Below are 12,999 nucleotides of genomic sequence, written 5' to 3' on the forward strand. Positions count from 1 at the left end.
ATGAAACTGTCGCGGGCTGCAAAGCCGGCCCGCGACGCTGACAAGACAAACCCGCGCGGTCTGTCTTTGGTGCGGGGGCACGCAATCTGATGGTTCAATTTCTACGATTTGCGGGCATCCGTGCGGCCCTTGCCTTTGTGACACTCTGCCTTGTGTCGTTCGTCGTGTTTTCCCTGATGGAACTGGTGCCCGGCGATTGCGCTGAACGCTACCTTGCCTTCAAAAACAGCCAGGGCGCGCAAATTTCCATTGCCGATATCGAAGCCGAACGAGTGCGGCTGGGTCTGGACCGGCCATTCTTTGAGCGATGGGTCAAATGGATCTTCAACGCCTTTCAGGGAGAGTTCGGCGATAGCTGCATTCTGCGCCTGAACATCAACCAGCTGTTGGGTCAGAAGGTCTGGTTGAGCATCGGCATCTGCCTCGGCTCCCTTTTTCTGGCCTATGCCATCGCGATTCCGGTGGGTATTGTTGCCGCCACATCGCGCAATCCGTTTCTGAACAACGGCCTGCGTCTGGTCAGCTACCTTGGCCTTGCCTTGCCGAACTTTCTGCTGGCGCTGATGATCATGCTGTTTGCGACGGTCATGTTTGGCAACAGCCTGACGGGCCTCTTTTCTCCCGAATACCGCGACGCGCCTTGGGATGCGGCCAAGATCAAGGATTTCTTGGGTCACGTCTGGCTGCCCGTGTTCATTCTTGGCTGGTCTGCCACGGCCTTTGCCATCCAGACGGTGCGTGCCCTGATGTCGGACGAGATCAGCAAGCTTTACGTCACGGCGGCTTCGGCCCGCGGTGTCACCGGGCGCAGGCTGCTGATGCGATACCCTGCGCGTCATGCGCTTAGCCCAATCATCAACTCGCTCGGCTTCGATCTGAACCGCATCTTTAACGAATTGCCCATCGTCGCCCTGATCCTGACCCTGACCGAAGCAGGCTCGCTTCTGATCGAGGCGCTGGCCCGTTCGAACGACCAGCAGTTAGCCGGAGCAATCATCTTTTTCCTCACGGGAAGCATCATCGCCATCAACTTCATCACCGATATCGCGTTGGCCATCTTCGATCCGCGCATTCGCCGCAGCATATTGGGATAACAGAAATGACTGAAGCCAACATCTACGATGCCGCAGTGGATCAATCCGCCAAAGATGCCTATTTCACCGCCTCCCAAGGGCAATTGATCTGGACCCGGTTCAAAAAACAGAAGGCCGCGATGGTCGGCGCATGGGTGCTGGTGGCCTTGATCCTGTCGGGCCTCTTTGCGCCTTTCCTGACGCCCTATGACCCCACCATCGCAGGCCGCGACAAAGACTATCTGAACGGCGCGCCCACCATCCCGCAGTTCTGCGACGACAACGGCTGCTCATTCCGCCCCTTCGTCTACGCGCTTGAGCGCGAACGCTCTGCCGCGACGAACTTCAGGTGGGTCACCACGATCAACACTGATGAACGCAAGTATGTGCAGTTCTTTGTCGAAGGCTCTGAGTACACGTTGTTTTTCATGACCTTCGACACGCATCTTTTTGGCATCGAAGACGGATACGTCCACCTCTTTGGAACAGACTCGACCGGCAAAGACATTTTCTCGCGGACGTTTCACGCCATCAATACGTCGCTGGCGGTCGGCACCATCGGCGTTCTGATCGCCTTTGTGCTCGCACTTGTCATTGGCGGGATATCGGGTTTTTACGGCGGCTGGGTGGATAGCATCATCCAGATGGTGACGGACGCGGTGCGCACCATCCCCGCCATCCCCCTGTTCATGGCGTTGGCGGCGTTCATCCCCGACACTTGGAGCGCGGAAGAGAGGTTTTTCTTTATCTCGATCATCCTCGGCTTCATCGGCTGGCCGACACTGGCGCGACGTGTGCGGACGCATCTGTTGACCGAACGCAATCAGGAATACGTGCTGGCAGCCCAGCTGTGCGGCGCGTCCTCGGGCCATGTGATCCGCAAGCACCTGCTGCCCAGCTTCACCAGCTATATCATCGTCGATCTGGTGATTTCCTTTCCCTACATGGTGCTCTCTGAGACCGCGCTCAGCTTTATCGGGCTGGGGCTCAAAGACCCTGTAAACTCGCTTGGCGTGATGCTTCAGAATGTCACCAGCGCGGATGTCCTGCTGAACTACCAATGGTATTTCATCCCCGTCATTTTCTTCATCATCCTCGTGATGGCCTTCGTTTTTGTCGGTGACGGTCTGCGTGACGCGGCAGACCCCTACGGAGACACCAAGAAATGAGCCGCCTGATCGATGTCGAGAACCTGACCCTGCAATTCGATACCGACGAAGGCCGCATCACGGCGGTCGACAATGTATCGTTCAGTCTCGAGGCGGGCGAAGTCATGGGGCTGGTCGGTGAAAGCGGATCGGGCAAATCCGTGACGGCAAAATCGCTAATGAAGCTGAACCCGCGCAACGCCATCTACGGCCCCGACACCAAGATCACCTTGCATCTGGAAGACGGACCCGTTGACGTGATGTCCCTGCAAACCGACGCTGAAATGAAGATCGTGCGGGGCGGGTCGATTTCTCTGATTTTTCAGGAACCAATGGCCAGTTTCGCCCCCGCCATCTCCATTGGCGACCAGATGGTCGAACAACTGATGATCCACACGGATTTCTCCAAGGCGCAGTCCAGGGAGCTGTCTGTCGAAATGCTCGACCGGGTCGGCATCTCCGATCCCGGCACGCGGTTCGGCCAATACGCCTTTGAACTGTCTGGCGGCATGCGCCAGCGTGCGATGATCGCCATGGCGCTGTCGACCAAGCCAAAACTGCTGATCGCTGATGAACCGACCACCGCGCTTGACGTGACCATTCAGGCGCAGGTGATTGATCTCATGAAAGACCTCGTGACCGAGTTCGGCATGGGGATCATTTTCATCACCCATGATCTGGGTGTGATTGCCCAGACCGCCGACAAGGTCGCGGTGATGTATCTGGGCAAGCTGGTCGAACAGGGCAGCGTCCGCGATGTGATCCGCCGCCCGGCGCATCCCTACACGCGCGGCCTACTGGCGGCCTTGCCTACGCTGGACGACATCGACGCCCCCCTGACACCGATCCCCGGCGACATCCCATCACCCTTGGAACGGCCCTCAGGCTGTGTCTATCACACCCGCTGCCAGGAGGTTATCGGCGCGCGCTGTTCTGTCGAGGCACCGCAGTTCATGACAGTCGATACGAACCACGCCGCGGCCTGTCATATCCATGATGCAAATGAGGGTGCCGCATGAGCCAGCCTACCTTGATAAGCGCGCAGGGCCTGTCGGTCCATTATGCGCTGCGCGGCGGCCTCATTGGCCCCAAACCTTATGTGGGTGCCGTCGAGAACGTCGATATCGAGATCGCGGCAGGCAGTTTTTTCGGCCTGGTCGGCGAATCCGGTTCGGGCAAGACCACGCTGGGCCGTGCCATGCTGCGCGCGGCGCCGATCAGCAGGGGCGATGTGCATTTTGATGATGGTGAGGTGTCTTATTCCCTCAAGGACTTGGGCAAACAGGACCTCAAAGACTACCGCAAACGCGCCCAGCTGATCTTTCAGGACCCCTATGCGGCGCTCAGCCCCCGGATGACCGTGCGCGACATCATTGCAGAACCTCTCGAAGTGATGGGTCTGACCAGTTCACGTACTGAGACGGACGAACGCGTGCGCGAAATCGCCGCCAAATGCCGTCTGAACGTCGAGCACCTGCGCCGATTCCCACACGCTTTTTCAGGCGGACAGCGCCAGCGCATCTCGATCGCGCGCGCGCTGGTGTCGGGCCCGAAATTCATTGTGGCCGACGAAAGCGTGGCGGCCCTTGATGTGTCTATCCAGGCCGACGTTCTGAACCTGCTCAAGGCAATCCAGGAAGACATGGGGCTGACGTTTCTGTTCATCAGTCACGATCTCAGCGTGGTGGCGCATGTCTGTGACCATGTTGCCGTGATGTATCTGGGCCGAATCGTCGAAACCGCCCCGACCCGCACGCTCTTCTCGACCCCACGCCATCCCTATACGACTGCCCTGTTGTCGGCGATCCCATCGCTCGACCCCGATGACCGTGGCAAGGTTCAAAAGCTCGAAGGCGAAATCCCATCGCCCACCAACCCACCGCCGGGCTGCAAATTTCAAACCCGGTGCCCCCACGCAATCGATCTGTGCCGCACTCAGGAACCATCGCTTGAACATGCAGGAACAGAGCATCGCGTTGCATGCCACCGGTGGCAGGAAGTCGGTGGCGAGGCCAACTAGCGTATCGCAGGCTCGAAGAAGAGAAAAAGGGCTCAGAGCTGTCTTCGGAGCGCGTGCAACATCAAAACCCATAAGATCTGGTCGACCATCCCGATCAGAGAATTAGCCAGCAATGCAAACCGGTGCAGCTCAGTCGATCCGCATAGTATTTCAAATCAGTCGGCATCGACGCAGACAAGCCTGCGCTGAATGTCGCGTTCCTCGTTAATTATGAACATTTCCTGCACCACAAATTTGGGCGTCAAAGGAAGTGTCCCGTGAGTCCGTAAAAATCCAACGTCCGCAATTGTCGCTCATCCACAAATCGGATGTTTCGGCGCCCCATCGGTTCACACCGGCCGCAACGATGGCATAGTTTGAGCCCCAGATCGACACGTTGGATCGCGACGACGTGATCGTGCCTAAGCCCCTGATCGCACAGGCTTCTAATTGATTATTTCAATTTTTTACGACCACTTAACGTCCAACAAAAAATCCCCCAAAACGGGTCTGGTCCTACTTTCTGATATGGTCTTGGATGCATTTGGAAAGGGTGCCGTCATCAATCGGCTTGGTCAGGATCGGCGTGCTACGCAACTCGACGGGAAGTTCGACCTGTGATCCGTAGCCGGTCGCAAATGCGAAGGGGATTCCGCGTTTTTTAAGCAACAACGCAATCTCGAAGGAAACGGTGCCGCGTAGATTCATGTCAAGAACAGCAAAGTCATAGTCGGTTTTCTGAGCCAATGCCAAACCTTGTGAAAGCGACGAGGCGGTCTCGACTGTCTCAGCCCCCAGGCGCGATATGCTTTCGACCATGTCCATCGCAAGCACGACGTTGTCTTCGACCAAAAGAATGGATTTACCGCTTGCTGCTCTGTCTATGGTGGCCACTGTTCCCACAAGTTTTGAGGATGTTTCCTCATGAAGTTCGACCAGTACGTCAGAAGGCAGTCCAAAGGAAAACTTCAGGCCCGCCTCATCGAACTCAAGCTGCGCGTCGCCGTCCATCTCATAGGGAATAGCCTTTTCGATAAGTGATCGACCAAAGCCGTGCCGCGTGGGCTCCGCGACCCTGGGGCCATTGATTTCCTGCCAGTTGAACCGAAGTCGATCACCCTCCAGCGACCACTTCGCACGCACCACGCCGTCATCAACTGACAAGGCGCCATACTTTACGGCATTTGACACAACTTCATGGAGGACCAGCGCAATGATGGGTGCTACGTCGGCGCGCAACCCAACCAAGGGTCCCGCCAGCAATACCTGTGAGTTATCGGCGCTGAGGTACGGGGCGAGCTCTGTTTTCAGGATGCCGCGCAGTGATACGCCCTTCATGGTGTTTGACACCGCGAGGTCGTGCGCTGCCGCGAGCGCCGCGATGCGCTGCTCAAGGGCCAGCGCGTAGCTTTCAAGCGATGCGGACGACGCCTTGGCCTGGCGCGACAGGGACCGGATCAGGGCGAGGATATTTTTGACGCGATGGTTAAGCTCCGCAATCATCAAATCCTGTTGCCGCTGATGGGTGACAAGATCCTTGTGGCGCATTAACTGCAGGCGTTCACCCTTGGCAGAGATCTGCGTCAGCAGGATTTGCACCTCCTGTGCCGCCGCCAGATCTGGCTCTTCCCACGGGTCGCTGGTGCCTCTGTGCTCTTCGACATAGGCATCGAAGGACCCACGCGGTGTAATTCGGGGGCCAAGAGGACCCGGCTCCATGGTCTTTTCCGGTTTTCCGGCCCAATCCACACTTCTGATCTTTTCGTCCCGGAAGAAGAACAGCTGCAACGGATAGGCGGCCGTCGCCCGCACCAGCAGTGCGCCCGCCGAATGCCCCAAATCCTCGCCGTTGATTAGGTTACACTGCGCAAGGTTAGACCAGGCGTTTACAACGTCTTCGTTGTCGATGTCGTGTTTGCTGATCGCATTGATGGCGTCGTCAGACGGGGTGCTGCCATGTGTGAGTGTCTTGCCGTCATACTTGATCGCAAGACCGTCGCAAGCGATCACGCTCATCAGGATTGGCGCGAGATTTGGGAACGAATTCAACAGGTCGGTTGTCGCATCGGTCTCGGCCACAATCCGCTTACTTGCATCGGCAGCTTGATGGCGTCGCATCGATTTCTCGAGATCGATCCGTTGCTTGATCAGTAGCGAGATAATCAGACCGAACAATTCGGCTGCGATGCGAATGTCCGAAGAAACGATCTTTGGGCTTTCATGATGGCACGAGAACATCCCCCACAGCCGCCCCTCAACGACAAGACCGATCGTCATGGTTGCGGCCACGCCCATATTACTGAGGTACTCGACATGAATGGGTGAAATGCCGCGCAAATGGGCAAGAGAAATATCAAGCGGTGCGGCGTCTTTTTCATGAGAAAGGATCGCAATGGGCGTCTGGTTCACATCGACCAGCATCCGTACCGGGCACTTGACCTGCAGGGCGCGCGCTTGTTCGGGGACATCCCATGCTGGATAGCGCAGCCCCAGAAAGCTGGTGACATCTGGGCCGCGGCTCTCTGCCACGATCTGCCCGTCGCCGTTTGGCTCATACCGGTACGCCATGACACGGTCGAAACCGGTGAGTGCTGCCAATCCGACCACACACCTGTCCAATAACTTTGGAATGTCCTGGTTGGGATCTGTCGCCGCCAGGTATTTTTGCATCTCGTCGATGGCGGACTGTCCCGACCTGGGGTCATGGTCTTTCGCAGGTTCCAGCTCAACGACCGCCATGTGCTCAGGATTGACATGCAGGTAAACTTCGAACGATCCCTGATCAATCGTATACAAACCGGCCCTTTGCCGCTGCTTCTTGATTGTGGACATGCTGGCGAGATTACGCAGATCGTGGACAAGTTGATGGCCAAGAATCTGTTTAAAGCTGTTCCCCAAAATGCCCTTGGGATCGGTATTCAGGTACTCTGTCGTGTTCTCGCTGCAATGGCTTATCGTCGATAGATTGGCTGGCCCGGCAAGAAGCACGCCAAAGGGCTGGATGCGACCCGGCGTATGGATCGGTTCAAGATCGCATGTGTTGAGATCAAAGTAGGTATCAGAATGGTTGGGAAAGTCTTCCATCAGAAGTGTATGCACCAGCTCAGTCTACTGTGTATCGAACGCGAGAGCCTGAGCAGACTACTCCCATTGGGCGATAACGGGCCAGTGTTTGAACCAAAAAAATCTGCAAGCATCCGGTTTGCAGGCGCACCCGTGCGCTATTATCGACGGGCAATGGACACGCGTCATTAACCTATGACATGTTTTTAGTCTTACTTCGCAATTTTACTCGACGTAACACAGGTCGCGCGGCCAGTTCTTAGTCCCCGGCAACAGCATGGATTGCTTCCAGTAATTGTGCAGGTTCATAAGGTTTTGCAAGTGAGACGGCATTCACCCCTTCGGGCATACCTCTGACAATACTGGACAGGATCACGACCCCCGGTTTCCGTGCATTTTTGGCAACAATGTTTTGGCTGATTTCCACAACGGTATGTTGAAGCATATGCACATCAATAATGATGCAATCAGGTGGGTTTGCGTCCTTCTTCTCCAAGGCCGAATAAAGCGAAAATTCGTCCCTGTAGGTCGACACGTCGATGTTCCAAGACTGCAAGATTGCAGCGATCGAACGGCAAGTATGCATTTCCTTGGCAACCACAGCGACACACTTTACTGCGGCTTGATCTCTTGTTGACTTGGCGATGGAACCGCTCTTCTCTTGTATTTCCAGACAAGGCCACAAGGCCTCTGGATCACGGTACAACGCCACGTAGCCCGTTCATATAAGTGAAGAATGCTTAGATGGCAGAGGCAGTTAGCCAGACGCTTGCTTGAGCCTGATAAGGTCTGCCAACCGATCTGCGCCCAGTTTTTCCCGCAACTTCTTGCGATGCACATCGACCGTTCTTGGGCTGATTTCAAGTTCACGCCCGATCGTTTTGTTTGTCTCACCCAAGACAACCAGTTCGAACACCTCGCGTTCGCGTTTGGTCAGCCGGTCAAGTCTTTCGTTTGCGGCGTCTCGGGTCATGCTGTTAGGGCCCGAAAACGGCCTGTACCGCAGCGAAAATTCGATGGATTCGGTCAGTTCGCCTTGCGTAAATGGCTTCTCGATCATGTCCGCAGCACCCGCCCTGATCGCTTTGACCGCCATCGGGATATCACCGTGCGCTGTGATGAAAACAATCGGGATAGAGATATCCCGATCAGACAGCTCTTTTTGAAGCTCAAGACCGCTGATGCCAGGCATACGGACATCCAGAACCAGACAGTCAATCCGGTCCAGGTCCGCCTCCTCCAGAAAGTGTTCTCCGGAAGGGTGCTGAGATGTTGCGTAACCGAGTGCTGAAAGCAGCACGGATGTCGACGCCAGCACGGATCTATCGTCATCGACGATTGCCACACATTTTCTAGTGCTCATTGCCCCCCTCCGTCTGACCAAGTGGGATAGCAAACGTGAAACGCGTGCCGTCGCCAATTTCTGCGGCCCAGATGCGACCGTGGTGATCTTCAATTGTCGATCGACAGAGTGACAGACCGATCCCCATGCCGTCCGACTTGCTGGTTCGGAAAGGCTCAAACAGGTAGGGTAGGATATTCGGGTCGATCCCGGCCCCGGTGTCCTCGATTGAAACCTCAAAATTCTCGTCGTCGGTAATCTTTGATGTCACTGCAAGTCGCCGCTCCTCCATCCCTTCCATCGCTTCGACGGCGTTTCTGACCAGGTTGAACACCACCTGTTCGATCTGAACCTTGTCGGCATAGACCGACGGGGCGTCAGGGCTCAGATGAAGATCAAGGTGAACGCCACCTTGCCTGCTGCTGGTCAGCGCGAGCCTGACGGCCTGCTCAAGCATATCGTTGCCGTCAAATTCCAGCTTTCGTTCAAAGCCGGGTTTCATCAGGTTTCTAAGGTGGTGGACAATCTGACCCGCGCGTTGGGCTTCCGTCACAGCACTTTCCATCAGCTCAATCACGCTGTTCTTCTGATCCTCGTCAGGATTCTTGAGCAGAAGTTGAGACGCAGACACATAGTTGCTGATAGACGTCAGCGGCTGGTTGAGCTCGTGCGCGATTGCTGCCGCGAGCTCCCCAAGCGATGCAGACCGCGCCGTATTAAGAAGTTGGTTCCTGAGGTCCGTTTGCGCCCGTTCCATCAGGGACGCCGTATCCGCAAGCCGCTGCGCTTTTTTCGACGCAAGCAACGCTCTCAGAGACGGCAGCACAACCGAAAGCGCAAGGTGGTCGGTTTGGCTGAACGGCTTGCTTTTGGATGCGACGGTCTGTTCCCAACGGCTGAAAGAGGCACGCGGCTCCAGGATCGGCAGTCCGTCCTTGTCAAATCCTACGGCCTTTTTTGGCGCGCCCGCCCAGGACACCACATTGTTGAAGCGTTTGCGCCCAAGCACCAGATAGTCATTGCGTTGTGCGTCAAGCGACAGGAAGGCGCATCCAACCAGGTCATCCCCCATGTTCTGACCAACAACCGCGCTGATATCATCGGTGATAAACACATCGTCATGCGTCTTTTGATGGAGCATCGAAAGATCGACCTCATCACCTGTCCAGTTGTCAAGCGAATGCCACACCCCGTCGATAAAGGCAGCCAAGGCATCAACCGCAAAATGGTGCGCCAGCTTGGCGGCCATATCCTGAAGCTCAAATGTTGGCGTTTCGGTATGCGCAAAGGAATAGGCCAGTTCCTGCGTGCGGATGATCTGCCGGTCGCGTTCAGCGCGCAGGATGTTTTCCAGCAGAAGCTCTAGAACTTGCGAAGAAAGTTCTGCCGAATGCAGTTCTGTCGCGCTCAGCAGCTTCGGCGTGCTGTGGTGACATACCATCAGCCCCCAAAGCGTGTCGTCGACAACCAAGGGCAAAACAAGCGTTGCTGCCACCCCCATGTTGCGCAAGTACGTCAGATGTATCGGAGAGACCGCCCGCAGTTTTGAATAACTCAGATCAAGAGCGGCGCTTGGGACAAGTTGACTGATCGGTGCGTCCACATCTGCAATGATGCGAATGCGATTGAGAAGAAACTGCTTTCTTGCCGGTTCCGGAATATCAGACGCCGGGTAGTGCAGCCCGAGATAGCGGTCGGACAATTCGGTCTCTTCCGCGATCACTTCGCCGTGCCCGTCCGCGTGAAACCGATAACACATCACGCGGTCATAGCCTGTCTAACGCCGCAACATCCGCGTCGCGGCCGCCACAAATTCATCGACACTCTCAAGGGTCCGCAGTTCGCTGATGACATCCCGGCGGGCCTCTATCACGGAGTTCTGGGCTTCAAGATCGTGCAGAAAGAGCTCTACGAAGAATTGTCCATCATCCCGATAGATCTGCGAGAAAAGCTTTGAGGTTTTGCCGTCAGATCGTTTCACAACAAGTGAGGTCGGTCGCGCCAGTATCTCGCCGGGCCGTTCGGGCGCGTCAACAAGAGCGCTGTCTATCGATTGCTGTTGGATCAGTATGTCAATCGGTTGTCCAAGCAGGGCATCGATCTGCCATCCAAGTGCCGCGTCCACGTTGTCACTGACGTGCGTGATCTTCCGCGTTGCACTGTTCATCACAATCAGTCAACCGAAGGTCTGTATCGCGCCAATCAGGTGCAATTGCTCTTTGTCACAGTTTGTTCTGTCGGGTGGCGAGTACGTCATGGTCCACGTCGTATGGCAGGGTCAGTGCGTCTTAACCTATCATATAGGTAATAAACACTTAGTCCCGAGAAAGCCATCCGCAACGAGAAAATGGGTTATTGAGCGACGGGTTGAGTGAATAAGCGTTTATTATCAGACGGTACAGTCATTTCCGAACCTCTGCCGGCGTTATGAGGATCAAAGAACAGCACGCACATTTCGACGGTTCGTTAGGTACTCGACGCCAATCGCCGGGCCGCCTTGCTTCTCGTAAATTAGGGTCATGAAAAGGCATATCGAGGCCCCAGTGACGCCCGGACCAGAAACATCTCGTGAGACCCGCCAAGCGCCGGGCGCGGAAGATATCGTGATCACAAGGGGGCCGCGCGCAAGGCAGACGCCCGATGTTTCGCCGCTGTACCGCTTGGCGCAAAAGGACCGGGACTGGCTTCTGAGCCAGCAGCACGTCCGGCGCATCCTGATCGATGGCGAAAACCTGAACACCATCCAGAATGCGTCGGGGATGGTTTATCTGATCGAAACCGGCTGGCTGGCAGAATGCGAGTTCCTGCGGAATGGCCGCCGGCAGATCCTTGATTTCTACCTGCCGGGCGATCTGATCGTGTCCTCGGACAAATTCTCCGATCTGCGGGGAAGATGCATCGAATCCATCGGGCCCGCCTCCGTTCTGGTGTTTGATGTCTCTGCGGCGCAGCCTGACCCGCGACTGGAGAACATCGAAAAGCAGGTTTTGACCTTGCGGGCAGAGGCGTTTGGCAACCTCCTCGTCAACGTCGGGCGCAGAAGTGCAATGTCACGTCTGGCCCATTTCCTGCTGCGCACTGACGCAAAACTGCGCGTGCGACCTGATGGAGATGAGAGCATCACCGTACCCTCTTTCGTGACCCAATCGGACATTGCTGATCACCTTGGCATCTCAACCGTTCACACCAACAAAACACTGGCCAAACTCCGGCAAGCGGGCTTCGTCTCTCAACCTGGTCAGGCGATAGCGCTCCTCTCTCGCGAGCGCTTGGAACAACTGCGCGAATGACTTGAACGCATCTTCACTCAGGTGCGACCAAGGCCGCTATTTGGACGCGTCTGCCTTGTGGGGAATTCTTCACTCTGTCGTCTTGTACGACAAAACGCCGCGACGTTAACCTGACGAGCACGCCAATCGACATCCAGTCCGTCACCCCGAGACCCCATTTCCCTAACCTATCATGCCAAGCGCCCGACCGTTCTGCATCGCGCCAATGAACAGAAAACAGCTGTGACGGGCCCACCGTCAGGCTGGTCGAAAATTCAGCGTAGTTGGCGCTCATAGATCAGCTCGCTCAGATCATTCAGGATCCGGTATAGGATCGGCCTGAGCCGGGCGGCCTTATCCTCTCGGTAGATCCACGGCGGAGTTTCATCCAGGTAGGTTGACTGGGCCAGTTCCATTTGAATGGCGTGAATGTTTTCTTCAGGTCGCCCGTAGTGGCGGGTCGTGAAGCCACCCTTGAAACGTCCGTTCAGAACGCAGGAATAGGATGTGGCCGCGCGGCACCTTGTGTGCACAGATTTTTCCACAGACGCCGCGCAGCTTCTGGATGAATTGGTGCCTATGTTGAAGTCCGGCAGGGTATCGTCAAAGAGATAGGGTATAACCGACCGAATGGAGTGGCAATCGTACAAGATCGCGACACCATATTTGTCCCGCACGCGCTCCAGCTCGGCGGCTAGGGCGGCATGATAGGGTTGATGATAAAGCGCCTTGCGCCGGGCGATTTCGCGGTCATCCGGTTCCTTGCCATCGTGATAGATCGCATCTCCGTCGAAATCCGTCAGCGGACAAAGCCCGGTTGTGTTCAATCCAGGATAAAGGCTGACATCATCCGGTGCCCGATTGACGTCGATGACATATCGATGGATAGGTGTTCTGACACGTGTCAGATCAAGCCCCAGATCGCTGTAAAGTTGGTGAATATGCCAGTCGGTGTCCGCCATCGCCCGGCCGGTGTCGTTCAGACAGGCGCTGACATCAGAGGGAATATCGGTGCCGGTGTGCGGCAGCCCCAGAACAATCGGGCTGTTGCCTTGCGTCACTTCGATCACACGATCAGCTCCCCTCTCATCCCTGCACCCCTACG

General features: G+C 56.2%; 11 protein-coding genes and 1 pseudogene. 5 read left to right on the forward strand and 7 right to left on the reverse strand.

From position 1 onward, the window contains the following. Positions 1–89 precede the first annotated feature (89 nt). Genes H9Q16_RS07125 through H9Q16_RS07140 form a run of 4 tightly spaced genes read left to right on the forward strand, consistent with a single transcriptional unit; the run spans position 90 to position 4,241 of the window. Positions 90–1,094 (forward strand): ABC transporter permease, encoded by a 1,005-nt coding sequence (locus tag H9Q16_RS07125; RefSeq protein WP_191074629.1) that lies wholly within the window; start codon positions 90–92, stop codon positions 1,092–1,094. A 5-nt stretch (positions 1,095–1,099) separates the two neighbouring features. Beyond that, entirely contained in the window at positions 1,100–2,242 is a 1,143-nt protein-coding gene (locus H9Q16_RS07130) for an ABC transporter permease (RefSeq protein WP_191074630.1), read from the forward strand. Beyond that, a complete protein-coding gene (locus tag H9Q16_RS07135) occupies positions 2,239–3,240 on the forward strand; it encodes an ABC transporter ATP-binding protein (protein ID WP_191074631.1) in 1,002 nt (333 codons plus the stop codon). The genes H9Q16_RS07130 and H9Q16_RS07135 overlap by 4 nt, the downstream gene beginning before the upstream one ends. Then, complete coding sequence (locus H9Q16_RS07140) at positions 3,237–4,241, forward strand: ABC transporter ATP-binding protein (RefSeq protein WP_191074632.1); 1,005 nt, start codon at positions 3,237–3,239, stop codon at positions 4,239–4,241. The genes H9Q16_RS07135 and H9Q16_RS07140 overlap by 4 nt, the downstream gene beginning before the upstream one ends. 495 nt (positions 4,242–4,736) lie before the next feature. Here the strand turns inward: H9Q16_RS07140 and H9Q16_RS07145 are convergent, their stop codons facing one another. From H9Q16_RS07145 to H9Q16_RS07165, 6 genes and pseudogenes are all read right to left on the reverse strand, one after another. After that, positions 4,737–7,319: an HWE histidine kinase domain-containing protein gene (locus H9Q16_RS07145; RefSeq protein WP_191074633.1), complete on the reverse strand. Its 2,583-nt coding sequence runs from the start codon at positions 7,317–7,319 to the stop codon at positions 4,737–4,739. Positions 7,320–7,542: 223 nt separating this feature from the next. Continuing rightward, on the reverse strand, positions 7,543–7,995 hold the full coding sequence (locus tag H9Q16_RS07150) for a response regulator transcription factor (RefSeq protein WP_191074634.1): 453 nt from the start codon (positions 7,993–7,995) through the stop codon (positions 7,543–7,545). Positions 7,996–8,040: 45 nt separating this feature from the next. Then, positions 8,041–8,646 (reverse strand): response regulator transcription factor, encoded by a 606-nt coding sequence (locus H9Q16_RS07155; protein WP_191074635.1) that lies wholly within the window; start codon positions 8,644–8,646, stop codon positions 8,041–8,043. Beyond that, positions 8,636–9,382 (reverse strand): sensor histidine kinase, encoded by a 747-nt coding sequence (locus H9Q16_RS20750; protein ID WP_281403117.1) that lies wholly within the window; start codon positions 9,380–9,382, stop codon positions 8,636–8,638. Before H9Q16_RS20750 ends, H9Q16_RS07155 begins: the two co-directional genes overlap by 11 nt. 93 nt (positions 9,383–9,475) lie before the next feature. Continuing rightward, positions 9,476–10,390 (reverse strand): annotated as a pseudogene (locus tag H9Q16_RS20755) (GAF domain-containing protein); the annotation flags it as partial. 12 nt (positions 10,391–10,402) lie between these two features. Then, positions 10,403–10,792, reverse strand: a complete 390-nt coding sequence (locus H9Q16_RS07165; RefSeq protein ID WP_191074637.1) for a hypothetical protein — start codon at positions 10,790–10,792, stop codon at positions 10,403–10,405. A gap of 352 nt (positions 10,793–11,144) precedes the next feature. On the opposite strand from H9Q16_RS07165, the gene H9Q16_RS07170 reads away from it, so the two are divergent. Then, a complete protein-coding gene (locus tag H9Q16_RS07170) occupies positions 11,145–11,915 on the forward strand; it encodes a Crp/Fnr family transcriptional regulator (RefSeq protein ID WP_191074638.1) in 771 nt (256 codons plus the stop codon). 254 nt (positions 11,916–12,169) lie between these two features. Here H9Q16_RS07170 and hutG read toward each other — a convergent pair whose 3' ends face one another. Further along, the gene (gene hutG, locus H9Q16_RS07175) at positions 12,170–12,964 is read right to left on the reverse strand and encodes an N-formylglutamate deformylase (RefSeq protein ID WP_191074639.1); all 795 of its coding nucleotides are present in this window, start codon (positions 12,962–12,964) and stop codon (positions 12,170–12,172) included. Positions 12,965–12,999: the final 35 nt, after the last annotated feature.

The sequence above is a fragment of the Sulfitobacter aestuariivivens genome (assembly GCF_014763045.1).
Lineage (GTDB): Bacteria > Pseudomonadota > Alphaproteobacteria > Rhodobacterales > Rhodobacteraceae > Sulfitobacter > Sulfitobacter aestuariivivens.